This window comes from Ruegeria sp. YTSA168, assembly GCF_059610045.1.
In genome coordinates, this window is sequence record NZ_JBXWMW010000002.1 from 44,263 (window position 1) to 67,785 (window position 23,523).

Below are 23,523 nucleotides of genomic sequence, written 5' to 3' on the forward strand. Positions count from 1 at the left end.
CACAAGAGGACCTGACGTAAGGTTCTTCTGCGCTGACGGTTTGATTAAATCTGCACCAATTCCTGCAAAGGCGGTTCACCCCCCGGCGACCAGAGGCTAGAAGATGGGGCAAGAGCAGTTACCGGAGATCGAAATGGCCACGCCCAAACCCGTAGTCTTGTGCATTCTGGATGGTTGGGGATTGTCCGAAGACACGCAGGCGAATGCGCCTTATCTGGCTGAGACGCCGACCTTTGATGCGATTATGAAAGGTCCTCATGCTACGCTGATCACCCACGGCCCGGATGTGGGCCTGCCCAGCGGGCAAATGGGTAATTCCGAGGTCGGGCACACCAATATCGGTGCCGGTCGCGTTGTCGCGATGGACCTGGGGCAGATTGATTTGGCGATTGAGGATGGATCCTTCTTCGACAATGACGCGTTGCAGGCCTTTATCGCCAAGGCGAAAGCCGCAGGCGGCACGGCGCATCTGATGGGTCTGGCCTCGGATGGCGGCGTACATGGGCATGTGAACCATATCTTAGCAGCGGCCAAGGCGATCACAGATGCCGGTGTTCCTGTGGCGCTGCACGCTGTGACCGACGGGCGCGACGTGGCCCCGAAATCGGCCCTGACCTATATCGCAGAGCTGGAGGATCGCCTGCCTGAAGGGGCTCGTATAGTCTCCGTCAGCGGGCGCTATTTTGCCATGGACCGCGACAACCGGTGGGAGCGGGTCTCACAGGCGTATGATGCCGTGATCAAAGGGCAAGGCCGCGCGGCCGGCACGGCGCATGGGGCGGTGGATGAGGCCTATACCCAATCTGAAACGGATGAATTCATCATCCCGACGGTTCTGGATGGGTATGAGGGCGTCAAAGATGGCGACGGGTTCTTTTGCCTGAACTTCCGCGCCGATCGTGCGCGGGAAATCCTGCGCGCCATTGGCGAGCTGGGCTTTGCTGATTTTGATACCGGTCCGCGCCCGATTTTGTCGGCGCTGTTGGGGATGGTCGAGTACTCGGATAGCCACAACGCCTATATGACCACAGTGTTCCCGAAACGCGCTATCATAAACACGCTGGGCGAATGGGTGGCCAAACAGGGCTTGCGCCAGTTCCGGCTTGCCGAGACCGAGAAATACCCGCATGTGACCTTCTTCCTGAATGGCGGCAAAGAGGCGCCCGAGGAAGGTGAGGACCGTTTCATGCCCAAATCGCCTAAAGTGGCGACCTATGATTTGCAGCCCGAAATGTCCTCGGCCGAGGTGACTGAAAAATTCGTTGAGGCCATCGAGGCGGGGTATGACCTGATCGTCACCAATTATGCCAACCCGGATATGGTGGGCCATACCGGCGATTTGCAGGCCGCGATCAAAGCCTGTGAGGCGGTGGATCATGGACTGGCGCAGGTGGTCGAGGCGTTGAACAAGGCCGGTGGCGCGATGATCATCACAGCAGACCATGGCAATTGCGAGGTAATGGTCGACCCGGAAACTGGCGGACCGCATACCGCGCATACGCTGAACTTGGTTCCGGTAGCCTTGGTTGGGGGTCCCGAAGGGACCGTGTTGCGCAGCGGGCGCTTGTCTGATCTGGCGCCAACATTGTTGGACCTCATGAACCTGCCCAAGCCGCCAGAAATGACGGGCGAAAGCTTGATCTCATGAGGGTAATGGCAGCTGCCATAGCATTGTTTCTGGCTGGTCAGGCGATAGCACAGAACCCGTCTCAGGCGGCGCTTGACGCGGCGGAGATGCTGGAGCAGGCCTCCATCTCGCTGACCGAAGCGGACAGCGCCCGGGACAGGGTGCGTGCTTTGACCCAGACGATCCAGGCCTACGAGGCTGGTCTGTCTGCGATGCGCGATGGCCTGCGCATGGCCGCAACGCGTGAGGCTCAGCTATCGGCTGAACTGCGCACAAGGGAAAAGGAGGTGGCGCAGCTGTTGGGTGTGTTGCAGACGATCGAAACCACGGCACCGCCGGTTCTGATGCTGCATCCTTCAGGCCCTCTGGGCGCAGCGCGGACGGGCATGATGCTGTCTGAAGTTACGCCGGGCCTGAACGCCAAGGCCGAAGATCTGGCGCGTGATCTGCAAGAGGTTCAGACTCTGCGTCTGCTGCAACAGGGCGCTGCTGAGACCCTGACCGAGGGCCTGAGCGGTGTCCAATCCGCCCGAACCCGGCTGAGCGAGGCGATTGCCGATCGTACCGATCTGCCAAAGCGTTTCGTCGAAGACCCGATCAAGACGGCAATCCTGATCTCATCCACTGAAACGCTGGATGGGTTCGCCAGCGGATTGTCCGAAATCTCGGAAGGCGAGATTGCTGCGACCGATGCAAGCGTGGCCAGCCGCAAAGGCGATGTCCAGCTTCCGGTTCAGGGCATTTTGCTGCACGGCGCAGGGGAAACCGATGCGGCGGGTGTCACCCGCCTCGGATTGGTTTTGGGCACACGGCCCCGTGCGCTGGTCACAGCGCCCACTGCAGCGACGATCCGCTATCGTGGGCCATTGCTGGATCTTGGAAACTTGATCATTCTGGAACCTCAGCCCGGACTTCTGTTCGTTTTTTCCGGCTTGCAGGAGGTATACGGCGATATCGGACAGGTTATCCCCGAAGGTACACCGGTTGGGCTGATGCCCGGCGCGACGCCCGAAATCGGCGCTATTTTGTCAACAAGTGGTGATGGCACTGGAACTGACCGGTCAGAAACGCTCTATATAGAGGTAAGAGAAGACAATAGCCCCGTGGACCCGGAATCGTGGTTTCGGACCAACAAGGATGGATAGACGAGTATGAAGAGATTTGTGATGGCCGGTCTGGCCGGAACCGTGGCAGGGATTATCGCAACCACCCAGATCGCCGGTCCGCTGCTGGCGCAAGAGGCCGAGAAAAAGGCCGATGTGTATCAGCAACTGGATTTGTTCGGTGATATTTTCGAACGCATCCGCGCGCAATATGTCGAAGAGGTCGAGCCTGAGGAACTGATCGAGGCCGCGATCGACGGCATGCTCACATCGCTGGATCCGCATTCCAGCTATCTGTCGCCCGACGACGCTGAGCAGATGCGCGTGCAGACACGGGGTGAGTTTGGCGGCCTCGGCATCGAGGTGACGCAAGAGGAAGGCTTTGTCAAAGTCGTCTCGCCCATCGATGATACGCCTGCCGCCGCAGCTGGGATCGAAGCTGGGGATTTCATCACGCATGTGGATGGTGAAAGCATTCTAGGCCTGACGCTGGACAAGGCGGTTGACCTGATGCGCGGGCCTGTGGGCTCCGAGATCATCATCACTGTTGTCCGCGAAGGAGAGCCCGAGCCCTTTGATGTCACCATCATCCGCGACACGATTAAACTGACCGCTGTGCGCGCCCGTACCGAAGGCACCAGCGTTGTGTTGCGTGTAACCACGTTCAACGATCAGACCTTCCCGAACCTGCAAGCGGGTCTTGAGGAACAGATCGCCGAAGCTGGCGGGATCGATAAGGTCAACGGCGTTGTGCTGGACCTGCGGAACAACCCTGGCGGTTTGCTCACTCAGGCGATCCGGGTGTCGGATGCGTTCCTGAACGAAGGCGAAATTGTTTCGACCCGCGGTCGTGATCCCCAAGATGGTGAGCGGTTCAACGCCACCCCCGGCGATTTGGCCGAAGGCAAGCCCATCGTGGTGCTGATCAATGGTGGCTCGGCCTCGGCCTCGGAAATCGTTGCGGGTGCCTTACAGGACCATCGTCGTGCGATCGTTGTGGGCACCAAGAGCTTTGGCAAAGGCTCTGTCCAGACGGTGATGCCGCTGCGTGGCGACGGTGCGATGCGTCTGACCACATCGCGCTATTACACGCCCTCGGGTCGGTCGATCCAGGCGCTTGGCGTCAGCCCGGATATCATCGTCGAGCAACCACGCCCGCAACCCGAAGTGGAGGAAGAAGAGGAAAACGGCTTCACCCGCTCCGAGGCGCAGCTGCGCGGTAGCCTGGACAATGACAGCCTGAGCGAGGATGAAATCCGCCAGATCGAAGAAGATCGCGCCAAGGCCGAAGAAACAGCCGAGCTGCGGGAAGAGGACTATCAGCTGGCCTATGCCATCGATATCCTCAAGGGCTTGTCTGCGTTCAACCCCAACGGGCCGTCTCAGTAAGGCGCTTGTCTAAAGGAGCCTTGGGCGGCGCAATTGCTGTCAAAACTGTTGCTGATCGTGCCTGATTGGATGCGCGATCAGCACAGTTGAATGGCGGTTGTGAACCCTGTCTGCTGAATGCTGCACGACGCAGGGATGGCCGCTATTCACACTCGGAGGCAAGCCGTTTGGCGAGGATGCCGATCAGGACAACGGCTATGGCAAGAAACACGGCGCCGACCATCCAGGCTGTGGGTGTTGAGTAGAGCTCTGCGATGGCTCCGGCCAAGATCAGGCCCAAAGCTGCCCCGAGTTGCTGTATCAGCGATTTCAGTGACAGCATTGTAGATCGCTGATGATCCTCTACGCATCTATGCAGAATGCTGCTGGCTGGCGTTTCAGACACACCAAGCAGAACGGAATAGAGGATAAACACCGCTACAAAACCGACGATGTTGCCTTGCAACGCCAATGCGATCTGAACACCCGCCATGCAGGCAAAAGATGCTGCGAGTGTAATTGCGTGCCGACGCCCAAAAATCCGACTGATGTACGGAGACAGCGACGCGCCGAATGCGATTGAGAAGAAATAGGCAGCGGTCAGGACACCAATGAGCGTATTGGCATAGTCGGCCTCCAACATGGGTTTTGCATGTGTCGGCCAGATCACCTCGACCGGGTTGGTCGCCATCAGAAAAAATGCCAGTGCTGCCAACAGCACGGATAAGACCGGATGCCGCAGGGCCAGAAGACCCGCGTCTTTGATCACCAAGGGCACGCTTGCAAAACCCTGTTTCAGTACCTGAGGGTTCAGAGGGCGCGGTTTCTCCACAATGAAGAACTGGGTGTAGACGAATACCCCAAGCATCACTGCCAAGCTCGCCGCGTAAGACACGTCATAGACACTTACGCCCCGACCTTGTGCCACCGAACCCAAGAGGTCAGGCAGCAATCCCCCCAACACAGCCCCCACAGCCAAGCCCATGGCGTTGGCCCATTGCGCTTTTGCAAGAGCGGGTTGAACATCCACGTTCGGCGCCACGGTTTTGAAAGTTTCCACAAACCAGGCGTCGAGCGTGCCCGACCGCAATGCGCGTCCAAACCCGATAAAGGCAAATGAAAGCGCAAGAACATAGAAATTGCTTGTCGAGAGAAAGAGCCCCAGAGATATCATGCTGGCGACGACTGCAGCCAGAAAGACCGGCTTTCGCCCAATGTTGTCGGCCAACCCGCCGAACGGGAGTTCCATCGCCAGGGTCGTAAGTGAGTAGATCCCGAAAAGCAGCGAAATCTGGAAGAGGTCCATGCCGCGATCGGTCAACGCCAGTGCCACAACGGCAACCGTCAAACCCATCGCAAACCGATCAAGAAATTGCTGAACCTGAAATACCCGGATGTGCCGTCTTGCCGAACCGGTGAGCGTAGCGAAGGAGAACTCTAATTCCGTTGACATAGTCGCACCTTCGGTTCTGTGGGCGACTTGCGCAATGCTCTGGCAAAAAAAACCTGCAAGCGTAGAACAAATTAATATCCGGTTGCTTCGTACCTTGTGCCCGGGGCAGGGCGCGATCGGGTTAGTCCTCGATCTTGTGCAGCTTGCTTTCGTCCAGCATTAGCGCCAGCAAGATGCCCACGGAAACCGAGATCGTGGAAAAGACGAAGGCCACGTTCATGCCGCTGTCAAAGGCGCTGGCAATGGCGGATTTCAGGGTTTCGACCTGATCGGTGTTCAGCTTTGCCAATACGGCGCGGGCGGAGTCTGTGTTCAGCGTTCCGCCATTGATGGCGCGTTGATCGGCGTCAGACAGGGTGATTTTGGCCGCCATTAGCGTGTCGCGCAGGCTGGACAAAGACACCACATACATGATTGCCGTGGCGCAGGCGACCGAGATGGCGCCGTAGACAAGATGAGTCATGAAACTTAACCCACCCACAAGCCCGGCGCGTTCGGGTTTGACGGCACAGACCGCAGCCGTTCCAGATGGTCCAACCGTCAGTGTTGCCCCAAGCCCGATCATGGCCATGCCGGGCAGGATCTGAAAATATCCGAAACTGGCAGGAAGAACCACGATACTGGCCGCGCCAATCGTGGCGATCAGATACCCCCAGAACAGCAACCGTTTGGGGCCGAAATCGTTGTAGAGCGTGCCGGAAACCACCGACCCCACCGCCAGCAACAGGGTAAGCGGCGCCAACCCAAGCGCAGATTCGAGGGTCGACCACCCCAGAACCTTTTGCATGTATTGTGGGAAATACAGCAGTCCGACAAAGGCGGCAGATACGTTGAACATGTTCAGCCCCAGTGTGATCCGAAACTGTTTGTTCTGCATCATCTGAGGCAGCAACAGCGGTTCGACCACGCGTTTTTCGACCTTGGGGAAGAGAAAGAACAAAACCGCGCTGACGAAGAACAAAAGCAGCAGCGGGACCGAGGTCCAGCCCCAATCGGCACCAACATCCAACCCGTACAGCAACAGCAGCACGGCAAATGACAGGATGCCCATACCGGCGTAGTCGATATGTTCACCCTGTTTGTGCTGAGTCTCGCGCTGCATCAGCAGCAGCGCTGTCGCCATGGAGATGCAGGAAAAGACGATGTTGGCCAGAAAGAAATACCGCCATTCTCCGAAGCTAACCGCCAGCCCGCTGATCATGGGGCCGAAGACATTGCCCGTGGTCACACCGGCCAGGATCAAGCCCATCACCAGAGCGCGATGTTCCGGGCGTGAGACTTTGGTGGCCCCAAACGCCAGCGTGCAAGGCCAGACACAACCCGCGCCGATCCCCTGCAGGGCCCGTGCGCCAATCAGAAAGTCCAGGCTGGGGGCGGCAAAGCACATCACGGATGCAAACAGAAAGATCGTCAGGCCGATGAGCATGATCTTTCGATGGCCATACATATCGCCCAGGCGGCCCCCGGCGACCATGGTCATCGCAAAAAACAGGGCGTAGATATTCAGCACCCATTGCGTGCTGGTAATGTCAGCGTCGAAACTGTTTTCGATTGCGGGCACCAGCATCAGGGCGCCGGTGAAATCGATACCGATGCCAAAACCCGTCACCATCAATGCGGCAACTTTTACAATGCTGTTGCGATCCACATTCGCATCCTTCGTGATCCAAACGGGTCAATGATGCACGAATAAGGCTAAAAAGATAGGTTGACGGTCTCTTGGCGGTTAGTCACCGGCCCTGCAAATCTGGCGAAAAGCGCGTTTGAGCATTTCCAGCTCGGCGCGCAACAATTCGACCTCGGTCCGCAGATCATCTGCGGCGGGTTCGCCGGCAATCACGGTGAAGTCCCCGAGTTTCTGCGTGGTTGCTGTGTCGACGATGACAAAGCTGTGCACCCCTTCAGACAGGGCCGTGGAGGGTACGGGAACGGTTAGGTCCCAGCCGCCCTGGGCCTCAGTCAGTGTGACCTCGGGCAGGGGCTCGCCCAAATAGCGAACTTCGACATCTGGTTTTGTTTCGGCCTCAAGATGGCCTTGCCACAGGCCGTTTTCAAACCGAAGGGGGATCAATCTGGGGTGCGTCATGGTCTGGCGTCTCATAAATCGGCGCGATGGCGGCGGCACAGGGTCAGATCGCGCAGAAGAATGCGGTTCATGCGCGGGTTCTCAAAAATCACATCCAGCCAGATCTTCTCGATCCGCCGTTCGTTCAGAGGCAAATGGGCCAGATCAAAATCAACAGCGCTGGGCGTTTTTGACAGATCGATCTGTCGCAATACCTGTTCGGTATTGGGGCCGTGTTGGATATTGAGCCGCGCGAAAATGCCAGTGTCCTGCTCGCTTTTCACCAGCGCATCCAGTCGCAGCAGGTGCTGTTTGGTCAGATCACGCGCGGCGTTGGCTGGTAATTCAATCGACAGGGACAGGAATGTCCCTTCAAAATTGAACGCCTCGACCGATAGGCTGAACGGCGCAAGATCGCTTTCATCGCGGTTGCGGATTTGGCGCACTGCGATCTGGGTGCAGGGACAATCGTGAAACAGGGTCACCTGCCCGTCGATATCCGCCTTGCGCGGGGCTGAGGCAAGCCCAGGCTGAGCCAGCGGTCCACGCCACAAATCGGGCCGCCAGGCCCAGTCGGTGCCAACAGGTTTTGGAAACTGTGCCGACCCGATCTGAGGTCGGGTCAGTCGGCTATCTGCGATATGAAGCAACTTGTTCAGGCTGGCCCGCAACCCGCGCGCTTGATCGCGTTGCAGGCGCAGTGCCGATTGCGGCGCATCCTGCGCCTGCTCCGCCGCTTTGCGCCATCGCTGCACAGTCTTGCGATGTATGTAGCGATCCAGAATCCTGCCCATTGTCCTATCGTCCCAAGTTGCACCTCTTTAGTCAAAGACGGTGTAGGGGACAAACCCGGAATGGCATTATGGGGGTGAATTATCACCAAATTCTGAAGACCGGCCTGTGCCGACCTGCACTCGGTGCGACAAAGACCCGTTGCATTCTTGTAATCAGCCGGGTCAATGCTTACCGTCTGGCACCGGGCTGAGGGTGGGTTTTCCTCGGAACCTCCGCGCAACAGATTAAGCACAGATAAGGCCAGTTCATGGAACCCACTCTGTTTTCATTCATATGGAAATATTCGAAAAAGCAGCAGCTTGTGCTGCTGGGTTTGACGGTTCTGTCCTTTCCGTTTCTCTATGCTTCGCTTGAGCTGCCCAAGCAGATCATCAACGATGCCATCGGTGCGCCTAGTGATACGGTTGCCGTCTGGGGGATCACCTTCACCCAGGTGCAGTATCTGCTGATCCTGTGTTTCGCCTTTCTGGCGACAGTCATCACCAGCGGTGTGATGAAAATGCGGATCAACACGATGAAGGGTGTTCTGGCCGAACGGATGCTGCGACGCCTGCGATTCACTCTGATCAACCGGTCGATGCGCTTTCCAAAGTCGTATTTTGCGACCACCAGCCAGGGAGAGCTGGTATCGATGATCACATCCGAGGCCGAGCCGATGGGCGGGCTGATGGGCGATGCCATCGCACAGCCCGTGTTCCAATTCGGTCAGATGATGACAATCGTGACTTTCCTGTTCATGCAAAGCGTCTGGTTCGGGCTGGCCAGTATCGCGTTGATCCCTTTGCAGGCCTGGCTGATCCCCAAGCTGCAACGCCAGATCAACCTGCTGAACAAGGACCGCATTCAGGAAGTGCGCAGCCTAAGCTCTGAGATTGGCGAAAGTGCCGCCGGCATCAGCGATCTGCGGACCAATGGCGGCTGGCGTTATCGTCTGGCGCAATTCAGCCATCGGTTGGGGACCCTGTTCGAGATCCGGCTCAAGATCTACAACAAAAAGTTCTTTATGAAGTTCCTCAACAATCTGATCACTCAGATCACGCCGTTTCTGTTTTATTCTGCTGGCGGCTATCTGGCGATCAAAGGCGAGATCACGGTGGGTGCTCTGGTTGCGGCGCTTGGGGCGTACAAAGACCTGAGCGGCCCGTGGAAGGATCTGTTGACCTACTACAATCAGGTGCAGGATATGTCGCTGCGCTGGGAAATCGTGACCGAGCGCTTTGCCCCGGACAACATGATCCCGGAGGAGCTATTTGACGGTGAACCCGAGACGATCCCGCATTTGAATGGTGATATCGAACTGCGCAATGTGACCGTGCGGGATGGCGATGGCAAAACCATTCTTGAAGACCTTGACCTGAAGATCCCGAAAGGTGCGCGGGTGGCGATCCAGTCGACCAACTCGGCGGAGCGTACAGCGCTTGGCCAATTGCTGACACGAGAGGTGCTGCCGGTTCAGGGTGAGGTGATCATGGCCGGGCATGATCTGTGTGACATGCATCAGGCGGTAATCGCGGCGCGCATTGGTTATGCCTATTCGCGGCCCTATTTATTTGATGGCACGTTGGGCGACAACCTGATGATGCCCTTGCGAACGCGCCCTCAGGTCGATGAGGCTGATGTCAAGGCCCCGACCCGCCGACAGATCGAATCCGCGCGTTCGGGCAACCCGACAGACTTGCTGAGCGATGAGTGGATTGATCCTAGTTTGGCAGGGCTGGACGATATCGACGATATCCGCGACTGGTGGTTCCAACTGGTCGAGGCGATGGGCATTGACGAGTTCATGTTCCGCCGCACACTCGGCTCTCGTCTCGACCCCCAATTGCATCCCAGGTTCGCGCAAGAGATCGTCAACCTGCGGGAAACCATTGCAACCCGGCTGCGGGAAAAGGGGTTGGACCAGCATGTCTACCGGTTCGATCCAGAGCGATTCAATCCTACGGTCCCGCTGGGTGGCAACCTGCTTTATGCGGCGCCAACGGGTCATATCTCACCCGAGAGCCTGGCCAGCGACGGGCATTTCCTGTCCATGCTTAGGTCGCATGATCTGGCGGAAGAGGCGTTGAATATCTCGAATGCGGTTCTCGATACGCTAAGTCGCACATTTGGGCGCGACGGCACCGATCACCCGCTGTTCCTGCGGTTGGGAATGAGCAAAGAGATGTATCATCGGTGGCTGGACATCGAACAGCGACGCAAGTCCAAAGGCGATGCAGAGCTCAGTGATGAGGAACATGCCTTGCTGCTGACGGTGCCTTTCCTGCTGACGGCAGAGCAAATCGGCCCTGACTTTCCCGATGAATACAAGCGTAAGATCCTTGCGATCCGACAGGGACAGGCTGAGACGTTGCGCGGGGCAATGAACGGGATGTTCCTGCCATTGTCTCCAGAGACGTATGTTCCAATGCTTCCGGTTATGGAAAACGCGCTTTATGGGCGGGTGTCTCTGACCGCAGGTGCCCACGCGGATGAGATCGAGGATGTGGTCGCTGAAGCCATGAACGAAGCGGGCCTCAGGCGTCAAGCTGCGGCCATCATCTATGATCTGCCGTCGGGTCTGGGCGGAAACAACCTGCCGACTGTTTTCCAGGAACGCGCAGCCTTTTCCCGGGCTGGCATCAAACGCCCCGACATTCTGATCCTCGACAAGGCACTGGCCAGCCACGATTCAGAAAGCCGCCTGCGAACACGGTTGAAACTGCGCGAGTTGCTGCCCGAGTCGATCATGATCTTCATGGAAGATCACTTTGCGCATCCCGAAGCCTATGACCTGTTTATTGAGATCAAAGATGGCCGGATTGACGGTGTCGCGCGTACCCAAACCAAACATGAGGAAAGTAGTTCGGTCGATCTGAGCCGTAAGCTCAAGATCATCTCGTCAACCGAACTGTTTTCTGGTATCGATGGGCGCAACCAACGGCTGTTGGCGTTTTCTGCGCAATGGTTCGACGTGACGGCGGGGCAGCAGATATTCTCACGCGGGCAGGCGGCTGATGCGGCCTATCTGTGCATCAAGGGCACGGCCAATCTGGACTGGGCCGATGAAGATGGTGGCAGTCGTACCATTTCGGTTGTCGAACCCGGGCGTCTGATTGGGGACTTGTCGATTATCACAGACGAACCCCGTCAGCTGGACCTAACTGCGGTGTCAGACTGTACGTTCCTGCGCATCGGGGCCGAGGAACTGCGCGCCGTGATTGAAAACGACGCAACAGTTGCGGTTCAGTTGTTGCAAACGGTTGCGGGCTATCTGACTACGTTGGCAACGCGGATCAACACCGCCCAGACCCCATCGGAAATCTTCCCGGAGGTAGCTCAGGCGATTTCGGGCGAAAGTGCTGCCAATGACGCCTGATTCCGGCGTGTATGCAGCCCATGAGGCACTGGTTGCTGATGCGCGTGCCCGGCCCGAGCTTTGGCGGTTTTTGGCCGGTCTGGTCATCGTTGCTGTGCTGTACATGGCGCTGAATTCGGTGATCTTCGCGCTCGTTGCCGGACTGATCCCACCCGTTCAGGCTGAGGGGTTCTTTCGCGGATCGACTGCGGCAGGCACATTGTTACTGCTGGTCAGCTTCGGGTTTCTAATCGTGGGTGTCGCGGTGGCGGCGCGGGTAATGCAGCACCGATCTCTAGGTCACATCCTCGGGTCACGCAATTTGGCCCTACAGCAGTTCGGGCGCGTGTTTCTGGCCCTGCTGATATTGGGGTTGGTGATGATTGCCTTGCCTCCCTATGGGATGGGCGAGCCGCTGATCCAGAATTTGGCGCTGCCGGTCTGGCTGATCCTGTTGCCCGTAGCTGCCTGTGCGGTTCTGATTCAAACCAGCGCCGAAGAGATCCTGTTTCGCGGCTACATCCAGCAATCGCTGGCGGCCAGGTTCCAATCGCCCCTGATCTGGATGGGCGTGCCCTCGGCCCTGTTTGCGGCTGGCCACTATGCCCCCGAATTGGCCGGAGACAACGCACTCATCGTGGCTGTCTGGTCCTGTGTGTTTGGCCTTCTGGCCTCGGACCTGACAGCGCGATCCGGCACATTGGGTCCGGCCATCGCCTTGCATTTCTTCAACAATCTCATCGCGCTTGTGTTTATCTCGTTGCCGGATTCGCTGAGTGGTTTGGCGCTCTATCTGCTGCCCTATGAGATGTCAGAGACCGATACGCTGCGCCAATGGCTGTTCGTGGATTTCGCAACGATGCTGGTCTGCTGGCTGACCGCGCGGATTGCACTCAGGCGTTGATTGCATTTCCTTCCGTTGCGTCTTATTTGACGTCAAAGCCGCACAAGCCAAGGTTCCGATATGAACTGGATCACAAATTACGTCCGTCCCCGGATCAACTCGATCTTCTCGCGCCGCGAGGTGCCCGAAAACCTATGGCACAAGTGTTCGGAATGCGGAACCATGCTGTTCCATCGCGAGCTGGCAGAAAACCAGAATGTCTGCACTCAGTGCGGCCATCACATGGCGATCACCCCGCGCGACCGATTCAAGCATCTGTTTGACGGTGGCATCTTCACCGAGGTCGACGTGCCTGCGCCTAAGGACGATCCGCTGCATTTCCGTGATCAGAAGAAATATCCCGATCGCATGAAAGCGGCGCAGAAAAAGACGGGCGAGAAAGAGGCGATGTTGGTTGCGGTTGGCGAGATCGGGCGCACGCCGATTGTGGCGGCAGCGCAAGATTTCTCATTCATGGGCGGGTCGATGGGTATGTATGTTGGCAATGCCATCATCGCCGCCGCGCAAGAGGCAGTGAAACTGAAACGCCCGCTGGTCCTGTTTTCCGCGGCGGGTGGCGCGCGGATGCAAGAGGGTATCCTGAGCCTGATGCAGATGCCCCGCACCACAGTTGCGGTCGAAATGCTGAAAGAGGCGAACCTGCCCTATATCGTTGTGCTGACCCATCCCACAACCGGCGGGGTGACCGCGTCTTATGCGATGCTGGGCGATGTGCATATCTCGGAACCCAACGCGCTGATCTGTTTCGCCGGGCCGCGTGTGATCGAGCAAACGATCCGTGAAAAACTGCCCGAAGGCTTCCAGCGCGCTGAATACCTTCTGGACCACGGTATGCTGGACCGCGTGACCAAACGAACCGAAATGCGGGATGAGCTGATCACCATTACCCGGATGCTGATGAACCAACCCCCGGCGATACGGGGCGATCTGCCAGCGCCGGAACCGGACGAGGCCAAGGCAGACGCGCCAGCTGACGATACGGATCAGAAATGACCCCCCAAACATCAGACGCCATCCTCGACCGGATGATGGCGCTGCACCCCAAGATCATCGACCTGACCTTGGATCGTGTCTGGCGTCTGCTGGATGCGCTGGACAATCCGCAAGCCAAACTGCCACCCGTGATCCATATCGCAGGCACCAACGGCAAGGGATCAACCCAGGCCATGATCCGCGCGGGCCTCGAAGGGGTCGGGTTGCTGGTCCATGCCTATACCTCGCCGCATCTGGCTCGGTTTCACGAACGGATCCGTTTGGCGGGCGCGCTTATCTCGGAATCCGATCTGACGGCAGTGCTGGATGAATGCTACGCCGCCAATAGCGGTGAGAATATCACCTATTTCGAAATTACCACCTGTGCGGCCCTTTTGGCTTTTGCACGCGCGCAGGCCGACTACACGTTGCTTGAGGTCGGACTGGGTGGACGTCTTGATGCCACCAATGTGATCAATACTCCGGCGATAACGGTGATCACGCCGGTTTCCATCGACCACGAACAGTTTCTGGGCAACACGCTGGCCAAGATCGCCGCCGAAAAGGCCGGGATCATCAAGCGCGGTGTGCCCTGTGTCGTTGGTCCGCAACCGGACGAAGCGATGGAGGTCATCGAACAGACCGCTGCCCGCCTCGGCGCGCCGCTGATCGCTTGTGGCCAGCATTGGCATGTGCAGGAGGAAAACGGCCGCCTGATCTATCAGGATGAAACCGGCCTTCGCGACTTGCCGCTGCCCAACCTTCTGGGCGCACATCAAATCCAGAACGCGGGCGCGGCGCTGGCGGTTTTGCGCCATCTCAATCTTGGCGATGCCGCCTATGAGGCCGCCGTCACCCGCGCCGAATGGCCCGCCCGCATGCAGCGGCTGAAAACCGGCCCTCTGGTCCAGGCCGCACCACAGGCCGAGCTGTGGCTGGATGGTGGCCATAACGCCGCCGCCGGTATCGCACTGGCGGAGGTATTGGCGAAGCTGCCGAAACGCCCGACCCATATGATCTGCGGTATGCTGAACACCAAGGATGTCACGGGCTATCTCGCGCCGCTGGCCGCGCAGGCGGACAGCCTGACCGCCGTGTCGATCCCCGGCGAAACAGCGACGCTAAGCGCCCAAGACACCGCCGCTGCCGCCGCAAAAGTCAATCTGACCGCCACAACGGCGAACAGCGTCGGCGATGCGCTCAACTCCATCGTAAATCAGGACCCACAGGCCCGCGTTTTAATCTGCGGCTCGCTCTATCTTGCCGGTCATATCCTGCGCGAGAACGTTTAAGGGCATCTGTTCGCAGGGCTTCATCTGGCCAGAAATATCCCGGGGGAGCCGCCAAGGGCGGCGGGGGCAGAGCCCCCTAAACCCCCCAATCCTCCGCCTGCATCTCCCTCAGGCGCGAGGCGGTGCGTTCGAATTCAAACGTGCCTTCCCCCTCGACATACAGCATCTGGGGCTCTGCTGCGGCAGAACAGATCAACCGCACCCGCGCCTCGTAGAGCGCATCGATCAAAGTGACAAAGCGCTTGGCTTCGTTGAAATTGTTGCGCGACAGGCGCGGGATGTCTTCCAGCACCAAAACCTTCACCGCTTCGGCAATCGCCAGATAATCCGCAGGTCCCAACATCCGGCCGCACAGATCATAAAAGGTCGCACGGGCAATTCCATTGCGGAACTGAGGCAGCTCGACCGCGCGCCCATTGACCTGCAACACCAAAGGATCAGCCGAACCACCAGCCAGATCAGTCCAGACCGCGCGAATACTCTGGCGGGCCTCGGGGCCAATCGGGGTGAAATAGACCGGAGCACCCTCCAACCGGTTCTGGCGATAGTCGGTGGGCGAGACCAGCTCCCACACCTGCAGCTGCTCTTTGATATGCGCGATAAACGGCAAGAAGAGCTGTCGGTTCAACCCGTCCTTATACAGATCATCCGGATGCCGGTTCGATGTCGTCACGACCACCACGCCGCCGTCATGTAACATGTCGAACAAGCGTCCGACAATCATAGCATCGGTGATATCGGTGATCTGCATCTCATCAAAGGCCAGCAACCGGACGGATTTGACCACATCTTGCGCCACCGGTGCCAGCGCATCCTCAACGCCGTCCTTGCGCGCTTTGTGCATCCCTGCGTGGATTTCCTGCATGAAGGCATGAAAATGCACACGCCGGGCTGGAATATCTTGCAAACTGTCAACGAACATATCCATCAACATGGATTTGCCACGCCCCACGCCACCCCAAAGGTAGAGCCCTTTGGGGGCAGGCGGTGCTTTGCGAAATAATCCTCGCTTCACGGGGGTTGCCAGCGCTGCGCGGATCCGCTCGAAATGCGGCAACACAGCCTCTTGCGCATCGTCGCGGGTTAGTTCTCCGGCATCGATGCGGGTGTCGTAAAGCGAGATCAAATTCGTCATAGGTCAGAGCCTTACCGATGAGACGGCGACTTGAAAAGCAAGCAGTTCTGCCGATACATCAATTTTCCTTATCTGCGACCGCAAATCTGTTGAATTGACGGCCAGAGTGAATCCTGTACCGTCGGCAAACATTTAATTGACCGAGGCTCCCATGCCGCATTCTGCCCGCCTGATAAATCCCATTCTGATCGTCGGATGTATCATCATCACGGTCAGTTTCGCTGTGCGTGCCTCATTCGGGGTGTTCCAGATCCCGATCGCGGATGAGTTTGGCTGGCTGCGCACCGACTTCTCACTTGCGATTGCGATTCAGAACCTCGCCTGGGGCATCGGACAACCTATCTTCGCCGCGATCGCCGAAAAGATTGGGGATCGTAAGGCAATCATTCTTGGGGCGCTGACCTATGCGGCAGGCATGGTTTTGTCGGCCTGGTCTATCACCCCGTTTGGGCATCAGATGTATGCCTGGTTGGTGGGATTTGGCATCGCAGGCACCGGGTTTGGTGTGGTTCTTGCGGTGGTCGGTCGGGCCTCATCAGACAAGAACCGGTCCATGTCTTTGGCGATTGTAACCGCGGCTGGCAGTTTCGGCCAAGTGATCGGCGCACCAACCGCGGAATGGCTCCTCACCTTCCTGCCGTGGCAACAGGTGTTCATCGTGTTCGCTGTGGCAGTCCTTGCCCTCGTTCTTACGTTGCCGTTCATGCGAGCCCCGCAGCCGGTCAGCAAAGCCGAGCTGGAAGAAAGCATGAGCCAGATCCTTGGCAAAGCGTTCCGTGATCCGTCCTACGCGCTGATCTTTCTGGGCTTTTTCAGCTGCGGCTATCAACTGGCCTTCATAACCGCCCATTTCCCCGCCTTCGTGACCGAGATGTGCGGCCCGATTCAGCCAGGGGGGATGCTGCATTCACTTGGCATAACCACCACATCGGCCTTGGGCGCGGTAGCAATTTCACTGGTGGGACTTGCGAATATCGGAGGCACGCTTCTGGCTGGATGGGCCGGGAACTATTTCCCCAAGAAATATCTCTTGGCCGGGATATACACTGCGCGGACCATCGCGGCTGCGGCGTTTATTCTAATGCCGATTACGCCGATGTCCGTGATCATCTTCTCAATCGTCATGGGTTCGCTCTGGCTGGCAACGGTGCCACTGACCTCGGGCCTCGTCGCGCATCTTTACGGGTTGCGCTACATGGGCACGCTTTACGGTTTCATCTTCCTCAGCCACCAGATCGGAGGGTTCCTTGGCGTCTGGTTGGGCGGACGGATGTATGACGTCTCTGGTGACTACACCATGGTTTGGTGGATCGGCGTCGCGGTCGGAGCCTTCAGCGCCATTGTCCACCTGCCGATCCGTGAGAACCGGAGCGCGGCACCCGCACCGGCCTAACGGGCTTCGTCGACGGTCAACAACCCCTCGGCCACCAGTCGATCGGCCCAGCCTTCTGGACCCTTGAAGTGATGCGTTTGCCATCCGCGCGCGCGTGCCGTTTCGATATTGTCGATCCGATCATCTGCGAACAAAAGTGACGCGGGCGGCAGGCCGCAATCGGCTTCGACTTGCTCATAGATCGGAACATGAGGCTTCACCATCTTCATACGGCCCGAGACGTATTGCCGATCGAACTCGTTCAGAAACGGGTAGATTGTGGTGGCATAGTCGAAATTCTGCACCCCGAAATTCGTCAATGCAAACACCGGCACGCCCTTGGCGCGCAACGCCTTCTGCAACCGGACCGTATGTGGGATTTCAGGCGCGGCAAGCTCGATCCACTTGTCGTGCCACATGCGGATTTCATTGCGCCATTCGGGGTATTTCTCAGCCCAGTCGTAGATCGTATCGGTGAAATGATAGCCCTGATCCACAAGATCGTTCATACCGTGCAGATCGACCTCTTCGAACATGGCCCGACGGCGGTCTTCGCCGATCACGCGGTCATAATAGCGCTCGGGCTGCCATTCGATCAGGACATTGCCGATATCAAAAATGACTGCTTGGATTGACATGTTGTGATCCTGTGCTGAGTTCCTGCCGCGCGCCGACTGAACCAAGGCAGGCGCTTAAGTTCAAGCACCAACCGCAGCGCGCAGCGCTGCTTGGCCCAACTGGAGAAGATGCATCTGTGATGCGTCGCCGACGGGCGGGAGCCTTATGCCTGTTTTGCTGCCCTGAGTTCCCGTTCCAACGCGTCCAGAAACCGGGACCGGTCGGCTTTGCCAAAGGGTTTGCCGCCGCCGCCTGCACCCAAAGGGTTGGCTGCGCGCAGATCGGCCATCAGGTCGCGCATGGCCAATTGCTGGCCGATATTGGCGGCGGTGAAGGCCTCACCATTGGGGCGCAGCGCGCGGGCCCCAGCTTCAACGCATTTCGCGGCCAGCGGGATGTCAGATGTCACCACCACATCGCCCGGCCCGCAACGCTCGGCAATCCATTTGTCAGCTTCATCGGCCCCTTCCGAGACGATGACCACCTGCATCAACGGGTTCGCCGAAGGCCGCAGCCCGCCATTCGAGACCAGAGCCACCGGAACCTTGTGGCGGGTTGCGACCCGCTCGGCCTCGGCCTTCACAGGGCAGGCATCGCCATCGATATAGAGCGTTGTCACGCTTTCTTGGCCTCTTTGGCTGCGGGTTTTTTCTTTACCTTGAACTCCTCCGGGATCGGCATCCGGTTGAACGCGTCCAGACCGGCGATCTTGTAGGCTTCGGCCAGCGTTGGGTAATTGAAGGTGTTCTGGACAAAGTAGTCAACTGTGCCTTTCAGGTTCAGCACAGCCTGAGCGATATGGATCAACTCTGTTGCCCCTTCACCCACAATCTGCACCCCCAGAACTCGGCGGGTTTTCAGCGAGAACAGCATCTTCAGCATGCCATGTTCCAACCCCATGATATGCCCACGCGAGGTTTCGCGGAATCGCGCCACGCCAACCTCGTAGGGAATGCCGCGCTCCTGTAATTCCTCTTCGGACATGCCACATGTGGAAATCTCGGGCACCGAGTAGATGCCATAGGGATACCAAGGGCTTTCCGGCAGCGTCGGCGTTTCCAGCGCGTGGCAAGCAGCGACACGGCCCTGCTGCAGCGACGTTGAGGCGAGTGACGGATGCCCGATCACGTCACCTGTCGCATAGATATGCGGCACGTCGGTCTGATAGGTCTTGCGATCCACGTTGATCCGGTTGCGATGATCGGTTTCCAGCCCGACTGCATCCAGGTTCAACGCCGAGGTTGCGCCCATGCGACCGGCTGCAAACAGCAGCATTTCGGCCCGGACATGGCGGCCGTTCTCCAGCGTGACCTCGACATGTTCACCCGCATCTTCGATTTTCTCAACAGCAGAGCCGAGGCGCAGATCGACACCGTTTTCGCGTATCTGATGGGTGAATTCATGGATCAGGCGGCTGTCAATGAAATCTAGAAAGCTCTCGCGGGGTTCAATCAGCGTGACCCGCACGTCCAGGGCCGAGAACATGGTCGCGTATTCCACACCGATCACCCCGGCACCGATCACGATCAGTGAGCGTGGAATCTCTGCCATTTCCAGAAAATCATCGCCATCCACAACGGTCTTGCCGTTGAACGGTACATAGTCGGGGCGATAGGTCTTGGTTCCGGTGGCGATCAGGAATTTGGCTGCAGTCAGGCGGGTTTTTTCACCCGCATCCGTTGCGACTTCGATCTCGTGCGGGCCAGTGAATGTTGCCAGCCCGTTCAGGGTTTCCACATGGTTGCGGTTGAACTGATGTTCCAACACGTCAACTTCATGATCCAGTGTCATGTGCAGACGCGCCTTGAGGTCCTCGGCGCGGATCTGGTCTTTGACCCGGTACGAGCGGCCGTAGAAGCTGCGTTCGCGCCAGCCAGAAAGGTTCAGAACTGTTTCGCGCAGGGTTTTCGAAGGGATTGTGCCCGTGTGGACCGAAACACCACCAAGCCGGTCCTTGCGGTCGATCACCAGCACACGACGCTTCAGCTTACCAGCCTGGATTGCCGCAGACCGCCCCGAAGGGCCCGACCCGATGATGATCAGGTCATAGTCATATTTGCTCATGCGTTACTCTCCGTACAGTGCTTCGGCGTGGAAGGTGATGTGGTCTTCCATGAAGGTGGAGACAAAGAAATAGGAATGATCATAGCCCGGTTGCAGACGATAGCTGGCCTGCTGGCGGCGTTCAGCAATGGCACTTGCCAGAGCTTCGGGGCGCAGCAGATCGATAAACTGATCATTGGCGCCCGTATCGATCAGGACCGGGCCGTCAAACCCAACCTCTCTCATCATCAGGGACGCATCGTGCTTTTTCCAAAGCCCTTCATCCTCACCCAGATAAGCAGCCAGCTGTTTGCGACCCCAATCCGCACCGGTCGGGTTCGAGATCGGAGCGAAGGCTGAAACCGAGCGGAACCGACCCGGAAGGTTCATCGCCAGCGTCAGGGCGCCATGGCCCCCCATGGAATGGCCCGTGATGGCCTGACGATCCATGTCGATGGCGAAATTCTCGGCCAGAAGGGCGGGCAGTTCCTCGGCTACGTAGTCCCACATGTTGAAATGCGGGGCCCATGGAGATTGCGTTGCATTCACATAGAACCCGGCGCCCTGACCCAGATCGTAGTCTTCGTGATCGGCCACGCCCTCGCCACGGGGCGAGGTGTCAGGAAAGACCACGGCAATCCCTTGTTCAGCCGCCCAGGCCTGTGCCCCGGCTTTGATCATCGCGTTTTCATGGGTGCAGGTCAGGCCGGATAGGTACCACAGGATCGGAACCGGGCCGTCCTTTGCCTCGGCTGGAAGGAACAGGCCAAAGGTCATATCACATTGGCAGGCTGTCGAAGCGTGGCGGTAGACGCCCTGCACGCCACCGAAACAAGCGTTTTCCGAAACGGTTTCCATCTGGTCTTTTCCTCACGTTAGGGTCGGCTCATGGCTAACGACCCAAGGGCTTCACGTAAAGTCCGGGCGCGTTTGGCGCGCGTATTTTTTAGGAATGAAGATCAGGGCGCGGTGACCCAGGCAATCACAAGCGGTACGGTCAGGATGCTGGCTACGGTCGACAACAAGATCGCGGCAGAGGCGCGATGGGGTGCGACGCCATAATGGGCGGCCAGCATGTAGACATTGCCGGCCACTGGCAGGGCGGCGGCGGCAATTGCCACGGCAGCCGGGAACGTGTCGATGGGCACCAGCCAGAGCACCGCAATCGCGACGCAGGCCGGGTGGATAACCAATTTGCAAAAGCTCAACCAGGCAGCAACCTGAATGCGCTCGGCGGATTTACCAGCCAGAGACGCCCCGATTGCAAACAGCGCGCCGGGCGTTGCCGCGCCGCCCAGAATGGTCAGGAAATCGTTCAGCGGGCCGGGGACTGGTACCTGAAAGGCCGACCAGATCAGACCGGCGGAAATCGACACGATCATGGGATTTTTCAGCAACCCGATACCGATCAGCCGCAGCGTGGCAGGGGTTAGCTTACCGTCGCGCCCCCCATGGATCAGGATCACGATGAGCGACGAAAATACCACTAGATCAACGGCCAGAACCAGCATCACAGGGCCAATTGCAGCTTCGGTCAGCAGCAGGGCCAGCATCGGCAGGCCAAGAAACCCAACATTACCGATAGCGGCGCATTGCGCCTCGACCGCCGCGGTGGGGATATCCAGGCCTCGGAACCAGGCGATCAGGGTTGCAATCAGATAAACGGCCAGCGTACCGATCAGATAGCCAATGATCAGGCGACCATTGAAAATCTCGGCAAATGGCAGAGTCGCGGCAAAGCGAAACAGCATTGCCGAGAGGGCAAAGAAGAACACAAATTTGGTCAGATAAGCCGTGGCCTCGGCGCTGAAAAACCGGCTGCGCCCGGCCCAGTAGCCCAGGCCAATGATCGCAAAAAAGGGCAGGGTGCGCAGAAATATCTCGACCATAGCCTGTCCTAACATGGTTTTGGCGCGTCGCAAGTGCGGACATTTTGTTGGCCGACCTTGGTGAAGCGGGTCGTGCAAAGAGGTGATTCAACAGAATTGTGAGGTCAATTCACTTGAGCATACCGAGAATCCTTGTATCTAAACCGAACGGTTTATAAGCTCGGAGCACTTCAGACTAGGAGACGACATGACCCAGACCGCTACGATCCTGCGCACCGGCCGAAAATTTGAACAGGTACTCAGCGGGGCCCGAGAGGTTTTTATGGCGGATGGGTTTGAAGGAGCCAGTGTGGACGATATCGCCCGGGCGGCGGGTGTATCCAAGGCTACGCTATACAGCTATTTCCCGGACAAGCGTCTTTTGTTTGTCGAAGTGGCGCAGACCGAATGCCGTCGGATGGCCGAGCGTGTGATTGCGATGGTTGATGAAACCAAACCCGTGCGCGAGGTTCTGACTATCGCAGCCACTCAGTTGATAACCTTTTTTGTTTCCGATTTTAACCAGCAAGTTTTTAGGGTCTGCGTTGCTGAACGTGATCGTTTTCCTGAATTGGGTCGGGCGTTTTATGAGGCTGGGCCGCAAAACGGGCAGCGCAGGATGGCCGAGTATCTGGATAAGGCCGTGGCCAAGGGCGAGTTGGCGATCGAGGATATTCAAATTGCCGCAGAACAGTTTGCTGAACTTTGTAAGGTACGCTTGTGGCTACGTGCCGCCTTTGGAATCCAGAAAGAGTTCAGTCAGGAAGAAATAGACGAGGTTGCCTTGCACGCGGTTGATATGTTCCTTGCCCGTTACGGGGTCTGAATCCTGCACCGGCGTCAATAGGTCGTTCGCATCTGATAGCCTTGGTGAAATGTCATTCTGACAAAGGTCACGGGTTTGTTCTGAAACCACGTGGTGCGTTCCAGCTGGAACAGCGGCGTTCCCGACGGCACCGACAGAAACTCCTGTAGCTGGCCTGCCGCAGGCACGGCAGAGAACGCGATTTCCGCATCCGAGAATGGAATTTCGGACAAAAGCCACTCATTGGGGCCGACGGTCAGAAAATCCTGATCCATCACATGCGGCACCGTATCCGTGTTGATCCAGCGTTCTTCGAACTGAAACGGGCGGTTGTCTGCGTGGTGCATGCAGTTCAGATGCAACACCTGTGCCCCCTCTTGCAGCCCCAGCTTTGCCTGCAGCCAGGGCGGGCAGCTGATCATATTGCGGCTGACCAGAGCATAGCGGTATTCCGCATTCATATCCTCGATGGTCTGGCGTACCACGGTGATCGGCAGCTTCGCCTGTTTCACTGGGGTGGTCACAACACGGGTACCACCTTTGCGGCGACGCGTGATGATGCCTTCATCGGCCAGTTCGCGCAAGGCTCGGTTGACGGTGGCGCGGGCACAGCCAAACTCGGCCGCCAGTTCCAGTTCGGTTGGTAACAGACTGCCCTGTGGCCAGATGCGTGTTTGAATGCGGCTCAACACCTCATCCCGAATATCCTGAAATCCCATGTTCTTTTGTGCGCTCACAGCTTGCTTGGCCTTTAGTGGTGTTCATAAGT

The 23,523-nt window shown here is 58.0% G+C and carries 20 protein-coding genes; 9 read left to right on the top strand and 11 right to left on the bottom strand.

The features are described from left to right. Window positions 1–133: 133 nt before the first annotated feature. The 3 genes from gpmI to AC2FFE_RS04035 are packed head-to-tail and all read left to right on the top strand — an operon-like array spanning window position 134 to window position 4,119. Window positions 134–1,648: a 2,3-bisphosphoglycerate-independent phosphoglycerate mutase gene (gpmI, locus tag AC2FFE_RS04025; protein ID WP_496818246.1), complete on the top strand. Its 1,515-nt coding sequence runs from the start codon at window positions 134–136 to the stop codon at window positions 1,646–1,648. Next, a complete protein-coding gene (locus tag AC2FFE_RS04030) occupies window positions 1,645–2,772 on the top strand; it encodes a murein hydrolase activator EnvC family protein (RefSeq protein ID WP_496818245.1) in 1,128 nt (375 codons plus the stop codon). Before gpmI ends, AC2FFE_RS04030 begins: the two co-directional genes overlap by 4 nt. Window positions 2,773–2,778: 6 nt before the next feature. Next, window positions 2,779–4,119 (top strand): S41 family peptidase, encoded by a 1,341-nt coding sequence (locus tag AC2FFE_RS04035; RefSeq protein WP_496818243.1) that lies wholly within the window; start codon window positions 2,779–2,781, stop codon window positions 4,117–4,119. 142 nt (window positions 4,120–4,261) lie between these two features. Here the strand turns inward: AC2FFE_RS04035 and AC2FFE_RS04040 are convergent, their stop codons facing one another. From AC2FFE_RS04040 to AC2FFE_RS04055, 4 genes are all read right to left on the bottom strand, one after another. Further along, entirely contained in the window at window positions 4,262–5,551 is a 1,290-nt protein-coding gene (locus AC2FFE_RS04040) for an MFS transporter (protein ID WP_496818242.1), read from the bottom strand. A gap of 121 nt (window positions 5,552–5,672) precedes the next feature. Beyond that, window positions 5,673–7,199 (bottom strand): MFS transporter, encoded by a 1,527-nt coding sequence (locus tag AC2FFE_RS04045; RefSeq protein ID WP_496845940.1) that lies wholly within the window; start codon window positions 7,197–7,199, stop codon window positions 5,673–5,675. Window positions 7,200–7,277: 78 nt separating this feature from the next. Then, complete coding sequence (locus AC2FFE_RS04050; protein WP_496845942.1) at window positions 7,278–7,637, bottom strand: Ig-like domain-containing protein; 360 nt, start codon at window positions 7,635–7,637, stop codon at window positions 7,278–7,280. Window positions 7,638–7,648: 11 nt separating this feature from the next. Continuing rightward, window positions 7,649–8,410, bottom strand: coding sequence for a DUF6478 family protein (locus AC2FFE_RS04055; protein WP_496818239.1), 762 nt, complete (start codon window positions 8,408–8,410; stop codon window positions 7,649–7,651). 248 nt (window positions 8,411–8,658) lie between these two features. On the opposite strand from AC2FFE_RS04055, the gene AC2FFE_RS04060 reads away from it, so the two are divergent. Genes AC2FFE_RS04060 through AC2FFE_RS04075 form a run of 4 tightly spaced genes read left to right on the top strand, consistent with a single transcriptional unit; the run spans window position 8,659 to window position 14,913 of the window. Further along, window positions 8,659–11,766 (top strand): ABC transporter transmembrane domain-containing protein, encoded by a 3,108-nt coding sequence (locus tag AC2FFE_RS04060; protein ID WP_496845943.1) that lies wholly within the window; start codon window positions 8,659–8,661, stop codon window positions 11,764–11,766. Beyond that, window positions 11,756–12,649, top strand: coding sequence for a CPBP family intramembrane glutamic endopeptidase (locus AC2FFE_RS04065; protein WP_496818237.1), 894 nt, complete (start codon window positions 11,756–11,758; stop codon window positions 12,647–12,649). The genes AC2FFE_RS04060 and AC2FFE_RS04065 overlap by 11 nt, the downstream gene beginning before the upstream one ends. Window positions 12,650–12,709: 60 nt before the next feature. Then, window positions 12,710–13,642 carry an acetyl-CoA carboxylase, carboxyltransferase subunit beta gene (gene accD / locus AC2FFE_RS04070; RefSeq protein WP_496845945.1) on the top strand — a complete coding sequence of 311 codons (933 nt, stop codon included), beginning with the start codon at window positions 12,710–12,712 and terminating at the stop codon, window positions 13,640–13,642. Then, window positions 13,639–14,913, top strand: coding sequence for a bifunctional folylpolyglutamate synthase/dihydrofolate synthase (locus AC2FFE_RS04075; RefSeq protein WP_496845946.1), 1,275 nt, complete (start codon window positions 13,639–13,641; stop codon window positions 14,911–14,913). Before accD ends, AC2FFE_RS04075 begins: the two co-directional genes overlap by 4 nt. Before the next feature lie 76 nt (window positions 14,914–14,989). On the opposite strand, the gene zapE is transcribed toward AC2FFE_RS04075, so the two are convergent. Beyond that, on the bottom strand, window positions 14,990–16,048 hold the full coding sequence (gene zapE, locus AC2FFE_RS04080) for a cell division protein ZapE (protein WP_496845947.1): 1,059 nt from the start codon (window positions 16,046–16,048) through the stop codon (window positions 14,990–14,992). A 151-nt stretch (window positions 16,049–16,199) separates the two neighbouring features. Here zapE and AC2FFE_RS04085 point away from each other — a divergent pair, with 151 nt between their 5' ends. Next, window positions 16,200–17,441 carry an MFS transporter gene (locus tag AC2FFE_RS04085; protein ID WP_496818233.1) on the top strand — a complete coding sequence of 414 codons (1,242 nt, stop codon included), beginning with the start codon at window positions 16,200–16,202 and terminating at the stop codon, window positions 17,439–17,441. Here AC2FFE_RS04085 and AC2FFE_RS04090 read toward each other — a convergent pair. From AC2FFE_RS04090 to AC2FFE_RS04110, 5 genes are all read right to left on the bottom strand, one after another. After that, complete coding sequence (locus AC2FFE_RS04090) at window positions 17,438–18,058, bottom strand: HAD family hydrolase (RefSeq protein ID WP_496845948.1); 621 nt, start codon at window positions 18,056–18,058, stop codon at window positions 17,438–17,440. The genes AC2FFE_RS04085 and AC2FFE_RS04090 overlap by 4 nt on opposite strands. 143 nt (window positions 18,059–18,201) lie before the next feature. Then, window positions 18,202–18,657, bottom strand: a complete 456-nt coding sequence (locus tag AC2FFE_RS04095; RefSeq protein ID WP_496845949.1) for a YaiI/YqxD family protein — start codon at window positions 18,655–18,657, stop codon at window positions 18,202–18,204. Continuing rightward, the gene (gene sthA, locus AC2FFE_RS04100) at window positions 18,654–20,102 is read right to left on the bottom strand and encodes a Si-specific NAD(P)(+) transhydrogenase (RefSeq protein WP_496845950.1); all 1,449 of its coding nucleotides are present in this window, start codon (window positions 20,100–20,102) and stop codon (window positions 18,654–18,656) included. The genes AC2FFE_RS04095 and sthA overlap by 4 nt, the downstream gene beginning before the upstream one ends. A 3-nt stretch (window positions 20,103–20,105) precedes the next feature. Further along, a complete protein-coding gene (gene fghA / locus AC2FFE_RS04105) occupies window positions 20,106–20,939 on the bottom strand; it encodes an S-formylglutathione hydrolase (RefSeq protein ID WP_496845951.1) in 834 nt (277 codons plus the stop codon). A 101-nt stretch (window positions 20,940–21,040) separates the two neighbouring features. After that, window positions 21,041–21,970 carry an AEC family transporter gene (locus AC2FFE_RS04110; protein ID WP_496818303.1) on the bottom strand — a complete coding sequence of 310 codons (930 nt, stop codon included), beginning with the start codon at window positions 21,968–21,970 and terminating at the stop codon, window positions 21,041–21,043. Between the two features lie 187 nt (window positions 21,971–22,157). Here AC2FFE_RS04110 and AC2FFE_RS04115 point away from each other — a divergent pair, with 187 nt between their 5' ends. Further along, a complete protein-coding gene (locus tag AC2FFE_RS04115; RefSeq protein ID WP_496818228.1) occupies window positions 22,158–22,775 on the top strand; it encodes a TetR/AcrR family transcriptional regulator in 618 nt (205 codons plus the stop codon). Window positions 22,776–22,789: 14 nt separating this feature from the next. On the opposite strand, the gene hutC is transcribed toward AC2FFE_RS04115, so the two are convergent. Next, window positions 22,790–23,491, bottom strand: a complete 702-nt coding sequence (gene hutC / locus AC2FFE_RS04120; protein WP_496818227.1) for a histidine utilization transcriptional repressor HutC — start codon at window positions 23,489–23,491, stop codon at window positions 22,790–22,792. Between the last annotated feature and the right edge of the window lie 32 nt (window positions 23,492–23,523).

Bases quoted from the DNA above. Each gene is read 5' to 3' on its own strand.
- gpmI (WP_496818246.1), top strand. From the start codon at position 134: ATGGCCACGCCCAAACCCGTAGTCTTGTGCATTCTGGATGGTTGGGGA.
- AC2FFE_RS04050 (WP_496845942.1), bottom strand. From the start codon at position 7,637: ATGACGCACCCCAGATTGATCCCCCTTCGGTTTGAAAACGGCCTGTGG.
- AC2FFE_RS04075 (WP_496845946.1), top strand. From the start codon at position 13,639: ATGACCCCCCAAACATCAGACGCCATCCTCGACCGGATGATGGCGCTG.
- AC2FFE_RS04065 (WP_496818237.1), top strand. From the start codon at position 11,756: ATGACGCCTGATTCCGGCGTGTATGCAGCCCATGAGGCACTGGTTGCT.
- AC2FFE_RS04035 (WP_496818243.1), top strand. From the start codon at position 2,779: ATGAAGAGATTTGTGATGGCCGGTCTGGCCGGAACCGTGGCAGGGATT.
- AC2FFE_RS04110 (WP_496818303.1), bottom strand. From the start codon at position 21,970: ATGGTCGAGATATTTCTGCGCACCCTGCCCTTTTTTGCGATCATTGGC.
- AC2FFE_RS04060 (WP_496845943.1), top strand. From the start codon at position 8,659: ATGGAACCCACTCTGTTTTCATTCATATGGAAATATTCGAAAAAGCAG.
- AC2FFE_RS04115 (WP_496818228.1), top strand. From the start codon at position 22,158: ATGACCCAGACCGCTACGATCCTGCGCACCGGCCGAAAATTTGAACAG.
- fghA (WP_496845951.1), bottom strand. From the start codon at position 20,939: ATGGAAACCGTTTCGGAAAACGCTTGTTTCGGTGGCGTGCAGGGCGTC.
- accD (WP_496845945.1), top strand. From the start codon at position 12,710: ATGAACTGGATCACAAATTACGTCCGTCCCCGGATCAACTCGATCTTC.
- sthA (WP_496845950.1), bottom strand. From the start codon at position 20,102: ATGAGCAAATATGACTATGACCTGATCATCATCGGGTCGGGCCCTTCG.
- AC2FFE_RS04040 (WP_496818242.1), bottom strand. From the start codon at position 5,551: ATGTCAACGGAATTAGAGTTCTCCTTCGCTACGCTCACCGGTTCGGCA.
- AC2FFE_RS04030 (WP_496818245.1), top strand. From the start codon at position 1,645: ATGAGGGTAATGGCAGCTGCCATAGCATTGTTTCTGGCTGGTCAGGCG.
- AC2FFE_RS04085 (WP_496818233.1), top strand. From the start codon at position 16,200: ATGCCGCATTCTGCCCGCCTGATAAATCCCATTCTGATCGTCGGATGT.
- AC2FFE_RS04055 (WP_496818239.1), bottom strand. From the start codon at position 8,410: ATGGGCAGGATTCTGGATCGCTACATACATCGCAAGACTGTGCAGCGA.
- zapE (WP_496845947.1), bottom strand. From the start codon at position 16,048: ATGACGAATTTGATCTCGCTTTACGACACCCGCATCGATGCCGGAGAA.
- AC2FFE_RS04090 (WP_496845948.1), bottom strand. From the start codon at position 18,058: ATGTCAATCCAAGCAGTCATTTTTGATATCGGCAATGTCCTGATCGAA.